This is a genomic window from uncultured Acidovorax sp., from assembly GCF_964021665.1.
GTDB classification, from domain to species: domain Bacteria; phylum Pseudomonadota; class Gammaproteobacteria; order Burkholderiales; family Burkholderiaceae_C; genus Acidovorax; species Acidovorax temperans.
In genome coordinates this window covers 17,642-33,073 of record NZ_CAXIAK010000007.1, presented here as the reverse complement: position 1 = coordinate 33,073, position 15,432 = coordinate 17,642, and the positions used below count along the sequence as shown (strand labels likewise).

At 63.2% G+C, this 15,432-nt stretch carries 14 protein-coding genes and 1 pseudogene; all 15 read right to left on the bottom strand.

Going from position 1 to position 15,432, the window contains the following annotated elements; translation table 11 throughout:
• Window positions 1-8 precede the first annotated feature (8 nt).
• Window positions 9-872, bottom strand: a complete 864-nt coding sequence (locus AADJ04_RS02710; RefSeq protein ID WP_341238668.1) for a TIGR00730 family Rossman fold protein — start codon at window positions 870-872, stop codon at window positions 9-11.
• A gap of 93 nt (window positions 873-965) precedes the next feature.
• Window positions 966-1,349 carry a fluoride efflux transporter CrcB gene (crcB, locus tag AADJ04_RS02705; protein ID WP_288484648.1) on the bottom strand — a complete coding sequence of 128 codons (384 nt, stop codon included), beginning with the start codon at window positions 1,347-1,349 and terminating at the stop codon, window positions 966-968.
• Window positions 1,350-1,434: 85 nt separating this feature from the next.
• On the bottom strand, window positions 1,435-1,815 hold the full coding sequence (gene mnhG / locus AADJ04_RS02700; RefSeq protein WP_066693592.1) for a monovalent cation/H(+) antiporter subunit G: 381 nt from the start codon (window positions 1,813-1,815) through the stop codon (window positions 1,435-1,437).
• Entirely contained in the window at window positions 1,812-2,090 is a 279-nt protein-coding gene (locus tag AADJ04_RS02695) for a K+/H+ antiporter subunit F (protein WP_044398599.1), read from the bottom strand. The genes mnhG and AADJ04_RS02695 overlap by 4 nt, the downstream gene beginning before the upstream one ends.
• Entirely contained in the window at window positions 2,087-2,578 is a 492-nt protein-coding gene (locus AADJ04_RS02690) for a Na+/H+ antiporter subunit E (protein WP_341238693.1), read from the bottom strand. The genes AADJ04_RS02695 and AADJ04_RS02690 overlap by 4 nt, the downstream gene beginning before the upstream one ends.
• 5 nt (window positions 2,579-2,583) lie before the next feature.
• Window positions 2,584-4,302, bottom strand: a complete 1,719-nt coding sequence (locus AADJ04_RS02685) for a monovalent cation/H+ antiporter subunit D (RefSeq protein ID WP_341238667.1) — start codon at window positions 4,300-4,302, stop codon at window positions 2,584-2,586.
• 137 nt (window positions 4,303-4,439) lie between these two features.
• Window positions 4,440-4,781 (bottom strand): annotated as a pseudogene (locus tag AADJ04_RS02680) (Na+/H+ antiporter subunit C); the annotation flags it as partial.
• On the bottom strand, window positions 4,781-7,801 hold the full coding sequence (locus AADJ04_RS02675; RefSeq protein WP_341238666.1) for a monovalent cation/H+ antiporter subunit A: 3,021 nt from the start codon (window positions 7,799-7,801) through the stop codon (window positions 4,781-4,783). The pseudogene AADJ04_RS02680 and the gene AADJ04_RS02675, both read right to left, overlap by 1 nt.
• 190 nt (window positions 7,802-7,991) lie before the next feature.
• Complete coding sequence (locus AADJ04_RS02670; protein ID WP_341238665.1) at window positions 7,992-8,399, bottom strand: helix-hairpin-helix domain-containing protein; 408 nt, start codon at window positions 8,397-8,399, stop codon at window positions 7,992-7,994.
• A 52-nt stretch (window positions 8,400-8,451) separates the two neighbouring features.
• Entirely contained in the window at window positions 8,452-9,609 is a 1,158-nt protein-coding gene (gene lapB / locus AADJ04_RS02665; protein WP_341238664.1) for a lipopolysaccharide assembly protein LapB, read from the bottom strand.
• Complete coding sequence (locus AADJ04_RS02660; protein ID WP_198846283.1) at window positions 9,599-9,919, bottom strand: LapA family protein; 321 nt, start codon at window positions 9,917-9,919, stop codon at window positions 9,599-9,601. The genes lapB and AADJ04_RS02660 overlap by 11 nt, the downstream gene beginning before the upstream one ends.
• A 290-nt stretch (window positions 9,920-10,209) precedes the next feature.
• Window positions 10,210-10,530 (bottom strand): integration host factor subunit beta, encoded by a 321-nt coding sequence (locus tag AADJ04_RS02655; protein WP_066697945.1) that lies wholly within the window; start codon window positions 10,528-10,530, stop codon window positions 10,210-10,212.
• A 125-nt stretch (window positions 10,531-10,655) separates the two neighbouring features.
• The gene (gene rpsA, locus AADJ04_RS02650) at window positions 10,656-12,341 is read right to left on the bottom strand and encodes a 30S ribosomal protein S1 (protein ID WP_142080983.1); all 1,686 of its coding nucleotides are present in this window, start codon (window positions 12,339-12,341) and stop codon (window positions 10,656-10,658) included.
• A gap of 174 nt (window positions 12,342-12,515) precedes the next feature.
• Window positions 12,516-14,546, bottom strand: coding sequence for a bifunctional 3-phosphoshikimate 1-carboxyvinyltransferase/cytidylate kinase (locus tag AADJ04_RS02645; RefSeq protein WP_341238663.1), 2,031 nt, complete (start codon window positions 14,544-14,546; stop codon window positions 12,516-12,518).
• A complete protein-coding gene (locus AADJ04_RS02640) occupies window positions 14,547-15,431 on the bottom strand; it encodes a prephenate dehydrogenase/arogenate dehydrogenase family protein (protein ID WP_066697951.1) in 885 nt (294 codons plus the stop codon).
• Window position 15,432 lies beyond the last annotated feature (1 nt).

The following is a 15,432-nucleotide window of genomic DNA, read 5'->3' as shown; positions in this document are numbered from 1 at the left end:
ACAGGCTTTTACAGCCCGTAGAACCCCTTGATGAAATCCCAGGCTTCTTGCGGGTCGTCGGTATAGAGGAAGAGGCCCAGGTCTTGGGGCGAGATCGTGCCTTCTTCGACCAAGGCCTCGAAGTTGATGAGCTTCTTCCAGAAGGCGGTGCCAAACAGCACGATGGGCACCGGTTTGGCTTTGCCGGTTTGCACCAGCGTGAGCACTTCAAACAATTCGTCGAGCGTGCCAAAACCGCCGGGGAAAGCCACCAGAGCTTTGGCGCGCATCATGAAGTGCATCTTGCGCAGCGCGAAGTAGTGGAACTTGAAGCTTAGCGACGGCGTGATGTACGGGTTGCCGTTTTGCTCATGGGGCAGGGCGATGTTCAGGCCCACGTTCATGGCACCCGTGTCGTGCGCGCCGCGATTGGCCGCTTCCATGATGCCGGGGCCGCCGCCGGTGCAGATGTACAGGCGTTCGGCTTCAGGCTTGCCATTGCTGTATTGCGCCACCAGGCGTGAGAACTGGCGGGCCAGGTCGTAATGGCGGGCGTTGCGCACGTCGCGCTTGGCCAGTGCGATGCGGGCTGCGTCGCCGCTGGCCTCGGCATCGGTCAAGCGCTGCTGGGCTGTCTCCGGGTCTACAAACCGGGCGCTGCCGAACACCACTACGGTGCTTTCAATGCCTGCTTCGGCCTGCCCCAGGTCGGGCTTGAGCATTTCGAGCTGGAAACGGATGCCGCGCGTTTCCCGGCGGAAGAGGAATTCAGGGTCAGCAAAAGCAATGCGATAGGCGTCGGCTTGCAGCGGGTTTCCGTTGGTGGTGTGTGCGTGCAGCTCTGCCCAGGCATCGGCCAGGCGGCGTTCGTTGAGTTGGGTGTTGGCTTCCATGGTTTTAGCGTCGGATAGGGTCACAAAAGGAATGGCGAGTGCTTTGGCGCGCGGCCTGCTTTGATAGTGAAAAGTGACGTCAAGGCAGGTGTGTCAAGCGCGATATGCTATCAAAAATGTAGCGTTGTGCAGCCCCACGATGGTGAGCAGCAGTGAGCCCAGCAAGTGAGCAGCGGCGGTGCCCAGGGCCAGCAGGTAGCGCTGCTGTTGCAGCATGCCCACCACTTCGGCAGAAAAGCTGGAGAAGGTGGTGAGCGCGCCCAGAAAGCCGGTGACCAGCGCCAGGCGCCAGGCCGGGTCCAGCTGGGGCAGGGCCTGGAACACGGCCACACACACACCAATGAGGTAACCCCCGATGAGGTTGGCCACCAAGGTGCCCCAGGGGATCAACCCGCCGGGGCTGAGCCACAACCCCAGGCGCCAGCGGGCCAGTGCACCCAGGCTGGCACCGATGCAAATGGCAAGGGGAGCGATCATGGCGCGATTCTAGTGCTCAAGCGGGGGTGGATTCAGCACAATTTCGTGCCGCAAGCTCGTCCATCAAGCGCAAGGCGCTATCAAATCAGGAGCTTTTGCGCGGGCTACCGGCCGGGGCGCTGAGGTTGGGGGGCACGTTGTCATTGGCCTGCCGCGCACGAAACAGCGCCGCGCGCATCAGAAAAATCGTGCTCACCGGCACGGTGATGGACACGAAGGCGGCAATCAGCAGGGCGTGCAGCGCCAGCTCGCCGCTTTCCATCGAAAAGTACAGCACTGAACCCCACACAATGCACCAGCAGGCCAGCGTCGAGATGATGGCCGGTGCGTGCACCCGCTCGAAGAAGGTGGGCAGGCGCAGCAGGCCGATGGTGCCCAGCAGCGCCAACCCGGCGCCCAGCAGCACCAGCGCCGCCACCAGCCATTCGGCCCACAGGGGCAGGGCAGCCACGGCAGCGGGGCTCATTCGATCACCTCGCCACGCAGCAGAAATTTGGCCATGGCCATGGTGCTCACAAAACTCAGCAGCGCCAGCAGCAGGGCGGCTTCAAAGTAGTTCTTGCTGCTGTAGTGCAGGCCCAGCACCAGCATCAGCAACATGCCGTTCAGCGCCATGCAGTCCAGCGCCAGTACGCGGTCTTGGGCCGAGGGGCCTTTGAGCATGCGCAGCAGCGCGCAACCCATGGCCAGCGCCAGCATGATGAGGGCCAGCGGCAGGGCCCATTGCAGCACGGGGGTCATTCAAAAATCTCCATGAGGGGGCGTTCGTAGCGCTGTTTGACATGGGCGATGACGGCCTCGGGGTCGTCCAGCTCCAGCACATGCAGCAGCAGGGCGCTGCGGTCCAGCGCCAGCTCTGCCCAGGCCGTTCCGGGGGTGATGCAGACGATCATGGCCAGCGTTGCCAGGGCGTTGGGGTCGCGCATCTCCAGGGGAATGCGCACGAAACCCGCAGGGTGCTTTCGGGAACTGGGCCGCAGCAGCAGCCGCACCACCGCCAGGTTGGACTGGGTGGTATCAACCACCACCGTGCAGGCCAGCTTGAACGCAGCCCAAGGGCTGTGGATGTGCACCGGCAGCGGGCGCAAACCGGCCGTGAGGCGGGGAATGGCCAGGGCCAGCAGCGTACCAAGCAGGATGTGCCCTGCACTCATCGAACGGTTGAGCAGCAGCCACAGCACCAGCAGCGCGATGGAAAGCACAGGCGTGGGCAAGAGGGCGTGGACGATGCGTTTCATGGCCTGGTTTCTTGCTGCGACCCTGCGGGTGCGGCCGTGGGGTTGGGAACGGGCTGGGCAGACATGACGGCACGGATGTAACCCGCCGGTGCATGCAGCGCGTTGGCGGTGGCCTCGGTGTAGCGCAGCACGGGCCCGGCCTTCCAGGCCAGGGCTGCACACATCAGCACCAGCAGGGCCACTGGCAGGCCTTCCATCACCAGCAGCTTGGGTGCAGCGCGGTCGTGTGCTGACCAGAAATGCAACACACCCACCCGTGTGAGCGCCACCAGGGCGAACAGACCCGACACCAGCATCAACCCCACCATGACCCAGCTGCTCATGGCCAGCGGGGCACCCGCCGTGCCCAGGCCCAGCGGATTGAGCAGGGCGTGGATGAGCGCAAATTTGCCGATGAAGCCCGACAGCGGCGGCAGCCCCGCGACCACCAGCGTGCAGGTGATGAAGGCCAGCCCCAGAAATGCGGCCGCAGCGGGAATGACCTCGCCGATCACTTCCTGTTCATCGTCATCCAGCGGCGCAGAGGCGCTGTGCACCAGGTCGGCCGAGAGGAAGGGGGCGTCGTCCTTGCGTTCATAGGGGGCCACGCTGAAGCCGTCGTTGCGCCAGCGCTCAATCAGGTCGGTGAGCAGGAACAGCGCACTCACGGCCACGGTGGAGCTGAGCAGGTAGTACAGCAGGCCCCCGGTGAGCTGGTTGTGGCCCATGCCCACGGCCGCCAGCAGCGTGCCCGATGAACTGATGGCGGCAAAGCCCGCCAAGTGCCCCAGCCGCTGCGAGCCCAGCATGCCCACCGCGCCAAATGCCATGGTCACCATGCCGCCACCCACCAGCCAGGCACTGCCGAACTGGGCCGATGGGCCGGCATCGGGGCTGAACAGCAAGGTCCACAGGCGCAGGATGACGTACACGCCCACCTTGGTCATCAGCGCAAACAGTGCGCCTACGGGGGCGGTGGCGGCGCTGTAGGCGGGCACCAGCCAGAAGTTGAGCGGCCACAGGGCTGCCTTGATGAGAAAGGCCACGCCCAGAATGGCGCAGGCCGCGTGCAGCAGCCCCCGGTCGGTGCTGGCCACACCAGCGATGCTGCGGGCAAGGTCTGCCATGTTGAGCGTGCCGGTGATGCCGTACAGCATGGACGCGCCAATCAGGAACAGCGAAGACGCCGCGAGGTTGATGGCGATGTAGTGCAGGCCCGCAGACACGCGCGGGCGGCCCGAACCGTGCAGCAGCAGGCCGTACGAAGCGGCCAGCATGATCTCGAAAAACACGAACAGGTTGAACAGATCTGCCGTGAGAAACGCCCCGGCCAGCCCCATCAGCTGTAGCTGGAACAGGGGGTGAAAATGCACCCCGGCCCGGTGCCAGCGTGCGCTGGCGTAGGCGGCTGCTGCCAGTGCCACGCTGTAGCACAGCACCAGCATCATGGCCGAGAGCCTGTCCAGCGCCAGCACAATGCCAAAGGGCGCCGGCCAGTTGCCCGGCAGGTAGATACCCAGGCTGCCCGGCATGCCTGGTTGCTTTGCTTGCAGCAACAACAGCACGGCGACCAGCAGCCCCAGCGCGGTGGAGCCCAGGTTGAGGGTCACCTTGCTGCGCTGCTGCTCTTCGCGCAGCAGCAGCATCAGCCCCGCCGTCAGCAGTGGCAGCACGATGGGAACCAGGATGAGGTGCGGCATCCAGTGCGAGGCCACAAAAGAGAGGATGGCGTTCATGGTTGGCGCCCTCCGGGGCTGGCTAGTCCGGATGGAGAGGGCTGCGCCGTGCCTTGTCCTTGCCCCTCTGGGGTGGAGCGAGGAAGGGCGTCGTGGTATGAGTCCTGGTAGGAGTCATGCCAGTCGCCCGCATCTTCGGCGTGTGTGCCATCCACATGGTCGGTGCCCGCCAGGCCGCGCGATGCCAGCAAGACCACCAGGAAAAGGGCCGTCATGGCGAAACCGATGACGATGGCCGTGAGGGCCAGCGCCTGGGGCATGGGGTCGGCATAGTGCGCCAAGTCTTGCGGCAGGCCGGGCTGCAGCACAGGCTCCTTGCCGATGGCCAGGCCCAGCCGCCCCATGCTGAAGATGAACAAATTGACCGCGTAGGACAGCAGGGCCAGGCCCATGATGACCTGGAAGGTGCGGGGACGCAGCAGCAGCCAGACACCCGAACCAGTGAGTACCCCGATGGCCAGGGCCAAAACCATTTCCATCATTGGCCTCCTTGGGGATGGGGTGTGAAAGGCGCGCGGGCCGCTGAGGACCCAACCGGTGAATCCATCGGTGGAACTGTTGTTGTGCTCGTGGATGCCGCTTCGGCGGCCTCGGCTTCGTCTGCCTGCACGCGCGCGTGGAATCGGTGGCTACGCACCGATTGGTGGGCAATGGCCGTGAGGATGAGCAGGGTGGAACCCACCACCAGTGTGAACACGCCAATGTCAAAGAACAAGGCGCTGGCAATGTACACCTCGCCCACCCACGGCCAGTAGAAGTGGGCGGTGTGGCTGGTGAGGAACGGATAACCAAACCACCAGGAGCCCAGCCCCGTGGCCAGGGCCACGAGCATGCCGGTGCCAATCCAGCGGCGGGGGTAGAGCGCCAGATGGGCTTCCACCCAGGTTGTGCCTGAAACGATGTATTGCAGCAGCAGCGCTACCGAAAACAGCAGCCCGGCCACAAAGCCGCCGCCCGGCTCGTTGTGCCCGCGCATGAACAGGTAGACCGCCACCAAGGTGGCAAAGGGCAGCAGCAGCCGCACCAACACGGCAGGCACGGTCAAATAGCCCACGGCGGTGTCGGCGGTCTGGCGTGGGTTGGCCAGATCGGTGGCCACATCGGGCGGCAGCGCGCGCTGTTGTGGTGGCAAGTCCATGACTTCACGCGCGGGCCGGAAGCGCCGCAGAAGGGCATACACCGTGAGGGCCACGATGCCCAGCACGACAATTTCTCCGAAGGTGTCGAAGCCCCGGAAGTCCACCAGCATCACGTTGACCACGTTGGTGCCCCCGCCCTCGCTCAGTGCCCGCTCCAGGAAGAAGGTGGAGGTGCTTTCAGGGAAGGGGCGGCTCATCATGGCCAGCGCCAGCACCGTCATGCCCCCACCGGCCGCTATGGCCAGGGCCATGTCACGCCAGCGGCGCAGCAGGGTGCGTCGCTCCTGCGCTTGTGAGGAGGGGCGCAGATTTTCGTCACGCTTCGGTAACCAGCGCAGTCCCAGCAGGATCAGGATGGTGGTGACCACCTCCACCACGATCTGTGTGAGTGCCAGGTCGGGCGCAGAGAACCACAGGAACGTGATGCACACGCAAAGCCCCGCAGCCCCGGCCAGCGTCAGGGCCGCCAGGCGGTGGTATTTGGCCTGCCATGCAGCCGCCACGGCGCAGGCACCGCCAATCATCCACAGCACCGCAAAGACGGGTGACAGTGGCAAGCCAGCGCGGTCGCCAATGTGCAGGCCGCGCAACCAAAGTGGCCAGCTGCTGGCCACCACGGCAGCAGCGACCAGCCACAGCATCTGCCACTGCAGCCGCTTGGTGGACAGGGCGCGGCGGCCATTGCGCCCGCCCAGGCTCAGGCGCGCCAGCGCACCCGCAAACAGGCGTTCGCCGTCAATCCGGTGCATCAGCGGTGGTGCGTCGAGCGTGCCTTTGGCGCGTTGCCAACGCAACAAGGCATACAGCACGATTCCGCCTGCCAGTGCCACCAGGCTCATCACCAGCGGCATGTTCACCCCATGCCAGATGGCCAGGCTGTATTCAGGCAAGTCGCCGCCCACCACGGGCCGTGCTGCCGCTGCCAGGAAGGCGCCGACCGACCATGCGGGCAGCGTGCCCACAATCACGCACACCAGTACCAGCAGTTCCACGGGCACGCGCATCCAGTGCGGGGGCTCGTGGGCCGTGAGGGGAAGATCGGTGGCGCGTGGGCCCCAAAACACGTCTACCGTGAAGCGCAGCGAATAGGCCACGCTGAACATGCCCGCCACCGTGGCGGCCACGGGCAGCAACCACTGCAACCAGGGGGTGGCGTCTACCAGCACAGCCTCGGCAAAGAACATCTCTTTGGACAAAAAGCCGTTGAGTAGCGGCACCCCCGCCATGGCGGCACTGGCCACCATGGCCAGCGTGGCGGTGATGGGCATCATGCTGCGCAGGCCCGACAGGCGGCGGATATCGCGCGTGCCGGTTTCGTGGTCAATGATGCCCACGGCCATGAACAGCGACGCCTTGAAGGTGGCGTGGTTCATGATGTGGAACACGGCGGCCACGGCGGCCAACGGGCTGTTCAGGCCCAGCAGCAGGGTGATGAGGCCCAGGTGGGAGATGGTCGAATAGGCGAGCAGCCCTTTGAGGTCGTTCTGGAACATGGCCGCATAGCCGCCAATCAGCAAGGTGCACAAGCCCGCACCGCCCACCAGCCAGAACCAGGGCTCGGTGCCGCTGAGCACCGGCCACAGCCGTGCCAGCAAAAAAACCCCCGCCTTGACCATGGTGGCCGAGTGCAGGTACGCCGACACGGGGGTGGGCGCAGCCATCGCACGCGGCAGCCAGAAGTGAAAGGGGAACTGCGCGCTCTTGGTGAGTGCGCCCATCAAAATCAACACCAGCGCCGTGAGGTACAGCGGATGCGCCTGGATTTTGGCGGCCGAGGCCAGCACTGTGTCCAGGTCATAGCTGCCCACGATGTGGCCGAGCACCAGCATCCCCGCCAGCATGCACAGCCCGCCCGTGCCGGTGACCGTGAGCGCCATGCGGGCGCCTCGCCTGGCGTCTTTGCGGTGGTGCCAATACCCAATCAGCAAAAATGAGAACAGGCTGGTCAGTTCCCAGAACAGAGCGATCTGGATCAGGTTGCCCGACAGCACCACGCCCACCATGGAGCCCATGAAGGCAAGGAAGAACGAGAAGAAGCGAGGCACCGGGTCGGCCGCGGACATGTAGTAGCGCGCATAGAGCACCACCAGGCTGCCCACCCCCAGAACCAGCAAGCAGAACATCCAGGCAAACCCGTCCAGCCTCAGCGTCAGGTTCAGCCCGAGCTGGGGAATCCATTCAATGTGCTGAATCAGCACGCCGCCATTGGCAATGTCTGGAAAGTACAGAGCCGCCTGGATGGCGCAAAACACCGCGACGAGACCCGCCAAGGTGGACTCGGTGTTCCGCGCATTGGTCGGCAGGATGGCAGCCAGCAGGCTGCCAATGAATGGGAGGAGTACGAGGGTGGTCAAAGACATGCGCGGCCCATTCTATAAGGTAGGCATTCGCACTGAAAAAATAGGGCGGTATGGGCTTGGGCCATTGCTCCGCCCGAGCAGTCACGGCACTGCGAAGCTGCGCGCACCACGTCGCACGCACGATCTCGGAACCCTCGCGGAAAGGAGCGAGGCTTTCTTTTGACGCAGTACGGGCTGCTACGCCCTGAGTTCAGGGCTTGGGCTGCGCAGCAGGTGACTGGCTTGCAGGCTCGGCGGCCTGACTTGCGGGCGAAGCACTTTTGGATGGTGCCTGCCGTGGTGCAGTGCCTTCCTTGCTCTTGGCTTTGGCTTGTGCCCTGGCCCAGGCTGCCGCGTTGAAGCGTTTGCCTTGCACGGTCAGCCCGCCTGCCGAGAACTTGGTCGCAGTCTTGTCGCCGATACCTTTGACGCGCTCAATCAAGTCAGTCCAGTCTTTGAACTCGCCCTTCTCGCGTTCGGCCAGGATCCGCTGGGACAAGCCCGGGCCAATGCCATTGATGCCGTCCAGGTCTGCCTCGGTGGCCTGGTTCACATCCACGGCAGCAAAGGCCGCGGCAGCAAAAAAGAAAGCAACGCAAAAGAAGAGTTTTTTGAGCATGGTGATCGGCCTGAAAACGAAAACTGACAAGGAGCGTGCTGGTACGCCGGGCTCAGAGTTCTTCCACCCGGCGTGCGGGGTAGCTGTCCCAAGTCTGGCAACCGGGGCATTGCCAGAAATGCTGGCGGGCTTCAAAACCACAGGCGGCGCAGCGGTAGCGAGTCAGGGGCTTCACCGCATGTTCCAGAGCGCGCTGGATCTGTGGGTGGAATTCTTCATGTTCCAGCTTCTCTGCCGACAGCCATTTGGCCGCCGCGACCAGGGAGCGCTCCTTGTCCAGGTGCTGCACATACCTCACCCGCGCGGTGGCTTGGGTGGCGTCATTGGCGGCTTCCATGGCCACAATGCTTTCCAGAACATCCAGGCTGGGTGATTGCTCGTAGTGCGCTACCAGCCGTGCGAGCACTTCTGCCTGGCGGCCAGTGGCGTTGCCAGCCTCCACCATCAGAGGGGCTGCCAAGGGCAGGGCGGCAGGGGCCCGTTCGCCCAGCGTCTGCAGGGTAGCCAGCACGGCATCCGGTTGGCCCATCAGTTGCTGTAGCCGTGCCAACTCAATGCGGGCCCGGGCAGCGTCGGGCGCAGCCGCAATGGCTTGTTCAAGCAGCGCCTTCGCACCTGCACGATCACCTTGCACGCTCAGCGCCAGGGCTTGCTCGCAGAGGTAATGGGCTTGTCGGGTGCTGAAGTCGCCCTGGTCTGCGGCATGCATTTTTTGAGCAATGCTGGCTGCGTGCGACCAGTCGCGTGAACGTTCGTAAATGGCCAGCAAGGCAAGCCGTGCCTGGGCCTCGAAGGGCGTACCCTCCAGGCGGTTGAGGGCGTCCTCGGCGCGGTCGAGCAAGCCGGCCTTCAGAAAATCAAGGGCCAGGGCATGCTGGGCACGCTCCCTGTCGGCAGGTGTCAGGTCGCCACGCGAGAGCAGGTGCTCGTGCACACGCACCGCCCGGTCGTACTCACCACGGCGGCGAAACAGGTTGCCCAGCGCAAAGTGAAGTTCCGAGGTGTCGGGGTCGTTCTGCACGGCCTCGATGAAGGCATCAATCGCTTGGTCCTGCTGCTCGTTCAGCAGAAAGTTCAGGCCCTTGAAGTAGGCCTTCGGGGCTCTGCGGTTTTCTGCACGCAGCTGGCGCAGATCGAACCGCGAGGCCAGCCAGCCCAGCACAAAGGCCAAGGGCAGCCCCAGCAGCATCCAGGTTGCATCAAATTCCATGAACGGGCGGGTATTCGTTAGGTGCAGGGGGAACTGCTGGAGCAGACGCTGTGGTCTGCGCAGGGGGCGTGGTTGCCGCCGTTTGCTGCGCCTTCAGCGCGATGTTGCGATGCCGCCACCAGCGCGGCACCATGCCCAGCACCCCGGTGACCAGCCCCGCTGCAAACGCAGTCAGCACCACCAACACCAGTGGCGCCCGCCATTGCGTGCCAAAGAAGAAGTGAACGGTGGCGTCTTGCTGGTTGTTCAGCGCAAACGCAAACAGGGTAAAGAAAATGGCCGCTTTCAGCAGCCACAGCAGGTATTTCATGGCGTCCCCGGTGGTGCGGAGATTCTACGTGCAGCGCCTGGGCTGACTGTCTGGGCCGCCTCAGCGTTATTTTCGAGCGCTGTGGAGAAGTATGAATGCTCAAAATTTAATAGAAATTGCCTGCAGCGCCCGTGAATAAAGCGCGAGGTGCTATGAATTTTGATGCTGCTTGCGTGCCGTGCCGTGTAGTGGCATGGGGCCTGAGTGCCAGATCTGCCGCGCTTTGCCGGACTGCCCGTACCGCGTGTGGTTTTCGCAGCGCTGATCTTTGAACAGGTTCTTGGGGCTGCTCAAGGTTGCACGTCGAGGGGCTGGGTGCGCCGGTCTACCGCTTCGCGCAGGGCTTTGCCTGGCTTGAAGTGGGGTACGCGCTTTTCAGGGATCGCCACGGCTTCGCCGCTGCGTGGATTGCGGCCCATGCGAGGAGGGCGGTGATTGACGGAAAAACTGCCAAAGCCCCGAATCTCGATCCGATGGCCTTTGACCAAGGCTTCGCCCACGGCGTCCAGGATGGTCTTGACGGCGAATTCAGCGTCCTTGTGCGTGAGTTGGCCAAAGCGGGCGGCCAGTTCTTCGACGAGGTCAGAGCGGGTCATGGAGTCTTGGGGCATCGCGTTATCCAATGAGAACGGGCGCATAAGAAACCCACCACGCCGGGAAATTTGAGGTTTCCCGAGCGGCGGGCACTTGTGCGCCCGATGTTGCCAGCTGGCCGGTTACCCGGCCAGAAGCGGCTTTACTTTTCCGAATTGTCCAGCTTCGCGCGCAGCAGGGCGCCCAGGCTGGTCGTGCCGGCGCTTTCGCGGCTCGATTGCTGGCTCAGGCTGGCCATGGCTTCTTGCTGGTCAGCTTGGTCCTTGGCCTTGATCGACAGCTGGATGTTGCGGGTCTTGCGATCCACGTTCACCACCACGGCTGTGACTTCGTCGCCTTCCTTCAGCACATTGCGGGCATCTTCCACGCGGTCGCGGGAGATTTCCGAAGCGCGCAGGTAGCCGACGATGTCGTCGCCCAGGTCGATTTCAGCGCCACGGGCGTCCACGGTCTTGACCTTGCCGGTCACCGTTTGGCCCTTGTCGTTCACGGTCACGAAGGTCGTGAATGGGTCGCCGTCGAGCTGCTTGATGCCCAGGGAGATGCGTTCGCGGTCCACGTCCACAGCCAACACGATGGCTTCGACTTCCTGGCCCTTCTTGTAGTTGCGAACAGCGGCTTCGCCGGGCTCGTTCCAGGACAGGTCGGACAGGTGCACCAGACCGTCGATGCCGGCAGCCAGACCCACGAACACGCCGAAGTCGGTGATGGACTTGATCGGGCCCTTCACGCGGTCACCGCGCTTGGTTTCCTGAGCAAACTCTTGCCATGGGTTGGCCTTGCACTGCTTCATGCCCAGGCTGATACGGCGCTTGTCTTCGTCGATTTCCAGAACCATGACTTCGACTTCGTCGCCCAGCGAAACCAGCTTGGCGGGAGCGATGTTCTTGTTGGTCCAGTCCATTTCAGACACGTGCACCAGGCCTTCGATGCCGGGCTCGAGTTCGACGAACGCGCCGTAGTCGGCAATGTTCGTGATCTTGCCGAACAGGCGGGTGCCTTGGGGGTAGCGGCGGTTCACGCCCATCCATGGGTCGTCGCCCATTTGCTTCAGACCCAGGGACACGCGGTTCTTTTCGGTGTCGAACTTCAGGATCTTGGCCGTGATTTCCTGGCCAGCGGTCACCACTTCCGATGGGTGACGCACGCGGCGCCATGCCATGTCGGTGATGTGCAGCAGGCCGTCGATGCCGCCCAGGTCAACGAATGCACCGTATTCGGTGATGTTCTTGACCACGCCTTGAACGATGGAGCCTTCTTTCAGGGTTTCCATCAACTTGGCGCGTTCTTCGCCCATGGAAGCTTCCACCACAGCGCGGCGGCTCAGCACCACGTTGTTGCGCTTGCGGTCCAGCTTGATGACCTTGAATTCCATGGTCTTGTTTTCGTACGGCGTCAGATCCTTGATCGGACGTGTATCGATCAGCGAACCGGGCAGGAATGCGCGGATGCCGTTGACCAGAACGGTCAGACCGCCCTTGACCTTGCCGCTGGTCGTGCCAGTGACGAATTCGCCGGATTCCAGGGCCTTTTCCAGGCTCATCCAGGAAGCCAGACGCTTGGCGGTGTCACGCGACAGGATGGTGTCGCCGTAACCGTTTTCGATGGAGCCGATGGCCACCGAAACGAAGTCACCGACTTGGACTTCAACTTCGCCCTTGTCGTTCTTGAACTCTTCCAGCGGCACGTAGGCTTCGGACTTGAGGCCAGCGTTCACGACCACGAAGTTGTGCTCAACGCGCACGACTTCAGCGGTGATGACTTCGCCTGGGCGCATTTCCGTACGCTGCAAGGATTCTTCAAAAAGGGCGGCAAAAGATTCGGACATGTGTTTCCTTGCCACAAACAGGATTCCGGTAGCACCATTGCTACCGTTTTTATAGCTGCTTGCGGTGGTTTTTTGCGGTGTGACCGCGGGTTAAGTTAAAAAAAACCAAACCGCCTGTGCGCTGACGCGCGGTAGGGGCGGAATGGGCTTGGCAGGGCCTTGCGACCCGCCTTGTCAGCCTTGCGCAGGGGCTGCGAAAGGTTGACGCTCCAGCCACCAGTTCATCACCTGATTGACGGCTTGTTCAATCGTCAAAGTGGAGTTGTCCAGGACCAAAGCATCTTGCGCTGGCTTGAGAGGAGCCACGCTGCGGGAACTGTCCCGTGCGTCGCGCGCTTCCAAATCGGCACGAAGGTCATCGATGTTAGCTTGAAAACCCTTTGAAATCAACTGTTTATACCGCCGCTCGGCCCGGCAGGCTGCACTGGCAGTCAAAAACACCTTCAAAGGGGCGTCTGGGAAGATCACGGTGCCCATGTCGCGCCCGTCTGCCACCAGACCGGGCAGGCGCTGGAAGCTGTGTTGCAGATCTACCAGCGCCGTGCGAACGGAGGGCAGGGCAGACACGCGTGATGCGTTCATGCCCGCCTCTTCGGTGCGTATGGCATCGGTCACGTCTTCATTGCCCAGATAAACACGGCCACCGTCAAAGCGCACTGGCAAGCTCTTGGCCAATTGGGCGATGGCTGTTTCATGGGCTGGATCAATCACCAAGCCCGCCTGGAGTGCTGCGTAGGCCGTGATGCGGTACATGGCCCCTGAATCGAGAAAGTGGTACCCGAGGCGCTTGGCAACTTCTGCCGCGACGGTGCCCTTGCCGGAAGCGGTAGGGCCGTCAATACAGATCACTGGAATGCGCTGAGCGGGCAGCACAGCGGTGCCGAGGAAGGCCTCGAAGTAATCCGGGAACGTCTTGGCCACGCATTTGGGGTCTTCAATGCGCACCGGCAACTGGGCTGGGTTGAAGGTCGCCAGTGAGAAGCACATTGCCACCCGGTGGTCGTCATAGGTGTGGATGCTTGCGGCTTTCCAGTGCTCAGTGCTGGCAGGTGGCGTGATCAGGATGTAATCGGCGCCTTCCTGCACGGTGGCCCCCAGCTTGCGCAGCTCATTGGCCATGGCCGCAATACGATCGGTTTCCTTGACGCGCCAGCTGGCAATGTTGCGCAAGGTGGTGGTGCCCGTGGCGTAGAGCGCCATCACGGCCAGGGTCATGGCTGCGTCAGGGATGTGGTTGCAGTCCAGATCAATGGCCTTGAGGGGCCATGCACCCCGCTGCACCTCCAGCCAGTTGGGGCCGCCGGTGACTTTGGCGCCCATGGCCTGGGCTGCTTCCACAAAGCGGATGTCGCCCTGGATCGAGTCCAGCCCCACGCCTTGAATCTTGATGGAGTTTGAGGCTTCAGCGCTTGATGCTATTGCGCCAAGTGCTATGAAATAGCTAGCAGAAGAGGCATCCGCCTCCACGTAGATGCTGCCGGGCGACTGGTACTGGCTGCCTGCAGGGATGGTGAACCGCTGCCAGTTGTCGTGGTGGACCTGAATGCCGAACCGCGCCAGCAACTGCAGGGTGATGGCGATGTAGGGCTTGGAGATTAGCTCTCCCACCACTTCAATGTGTACAGCGGTCTGGGTGGCGACCAAGGGCAGCGCCATGAGCAGCGCTGTGAGGAACTGGCTCGACACATCCCCACGCACCTGGATGGGATGGTTCAGTGCCAGTGCAGGAACTCCGTTGCTGTGCGCGATGCGCAGCGGAGGGTAGCCGGGATTGCCCAGGTAGTCGATGTGGCAGCCCAGTTGCCGCAGGGCATCCACCAGGTCGCCAATGGGGCGTTCGTGCATGCGCGGCACGCCCGAGAGTTCAAACTCGCCACCCAGCAGCGCCAGCGCAGCGGTCAGTGGGCGCATGGCCGTGCCTGCATTGCCCATGAACAGGCTGCAGGGCGACACGGGTTTGCGTCCACCCAGGCCGGTAATGCGCACCGTGCTACCTGATTCTTCGACTTCGCAACCAATCTGGCGCAAGCCGTCCAGCATGACGCGCGTGTCGTCTGATGCCAGCAAGTCGTACACCGTGGTGGTGCCCAGGCTCAAAGCGGAGAGCAGGAGAACCCGGTTGGAGATGCTTTTGGAGCCAGGCAGCAGCACTTCACCCGCAGCCGCATCCAGCGCGGGGAGATCAAGGAAAGCGGTAGTGAACATTTAAGGTTGCTTGGATGTGCGTTGTGCACCCATGCGCCAGTGGGCGCGGGTTTCGCTGGCCAGGGTGAGCATGTCTTCCAGTGCCTGGGCGTTGCCACTGGAGATGGCTTGTTCCAGCTGCGCCAGCGCTTGCTGAAAGAGCTTGGATTGCGCCAGCAGCTCATCACGGTTGGCCAGCATGATGTCGCGCCACATCTTCGGCTCGCCAGCCGCGATGCGTGTGAAGTCCCGGAAACCAGGGCCGGCCAATGACAGGTAATCGTCCCCCTCGGGCTGGCCGGTGAGGGTGTTCATCATCGCGAATGCCAGCAGGTGGGGCAGGTGGCTGACGGCAGCAAAAGCGCTGTCATGCGACTCAGGCGACATGCTGCTCACCCGGCAGCCAATGGCTTGCCACACTTCTTGCGCCTGCAGCAACTGCGCGGTGAGTGTGCGTTCCGTCGGGGTCAGGATGACCTGGCGGCCGTAATACAGCTCAGCGTCTGCATGTTCCACCCCTGCCACTTCGCGGCCGGTGATGGGGTGTGCTGGCACGAAGGAACCCACCTGATCACGCAGCGCACGCCGTGCAGCCTGCACCACGTCGGCCTTGGTTGAGCCCACATCCATGATCAGCATCTGGGGGGTGACCAAGTGCTTGATGGCCTTGAGCGTGGCTTCGGTCGCAGCCACAGGCACAGCCACCAGCACGATGTCAGCGCCTGCCACGGCGAGCAGGGCGGAGGGAGCCTCTACATCGATGACGCCGAGCTGGCGAGCCCGGTCGGTGGTGGAGGGCGACTTGCTGTACCCCACGACGCGCTTCACCAGCCCCGCCTTTTTCAGCGCCAGTGCGAAGGAGCCGCCCATGAGGCCGCAGCCGATCAATCCCAGTTGTTCAAACATG

Bases quoted from the DNA above. Each gene is read 5' to 3' on its own strand.
- lapB (WP_341238664.1), bottom strand. From the start codon at position 9,609: ATGGAATTTGATGCAACCTGGATGCTGCTGGGGCTGCCCTTGGCCTTT.
- mnhG (WP_066693592.1), bottom strand. From the start codon at position 1,815: ATGAGCCCCGCTGCCGTGGCTGCCCTGCCCCTGTGGGCCGAATGGCTG.
- AADJ04_RS02655 (WP_066697945.1), bottom strand. From the start codon at position 10,530: ATGCCCCAAGACTCCATGACCCGCTCTGACCTCGTCGAAGAACTGGCC.
- AADJ04_RS02675 (WP_341238666.1), bottom strand. From the start codon at position 7,801: ATGTCTTTGACCACCCTCGTACTCCTCCCATTCATTGGCAGCCTGCTG.
- AADJ04_RS02710 (WP_341238668.1), bottom strand. From the start codon at position 872: ATGGAAGCCAACACCCAACTCAACGAACGCCGCCTGGCCGATGCCTGG.
- crcB (WP_288484648.1), bottom strand. From the start codon at position 1,349: ATGATCGCTCCCCTTGCCATTTGCATCGGTGCCAGCCTGGGTGCACTG.
- AADJ04_RS02670 (WP_341238665.1), bottom strand. From the start codon at position 8,399: ATGCTCAAAAAACTCTTCTTTTGCGTTGCTTTCTTTTTTGCTGCCGCG.
- rpsA (WP_142080983.1), bottom strand. From the start codon at position 12,341: ATGTCCGAATCTTTTGCCGCCCTTTTTGAAGAATCCTTGCAGCGTACG.
- AADJ04_RS02695 (WP_044398599.1), bottom strand. From the start codon at position 2,090: ATGACCCCCGTGCTGCAATGGGCCCTGCCGCTGGCCCTCATCATGCTG.
- AADJ04_RS02640 (WP_066697951.1), bottom strand. From the start codon at position 15,431: ATGTTTGAACAACTGGGATTGATCGGCTGCGGCCTCATGGGCGGCTCC.
- AADJ04_RS02645 (WP_341238663.1), bottom strand. From the start codon at position 14,546: ATGTTCACTACCGCTTTCCTTGATCTCCCCGCGCTGGATGCGGCTGCG.
- AADJ04_RS02685 (WP_341238667.1), bottom strand. From the start codon at position 4,302: ATGAACGCCATCCTCTCTTTTGTGGCCTCGCACTGGATGCCGCACCTC.
- AADJ04_RS02660 (WP_198846283.1), bottom strand. From the start codon at position 9,919: ATGAAATACCTGCTGTGGCTGCTGAAAGCGGCCATTTTCTTTACCCTG.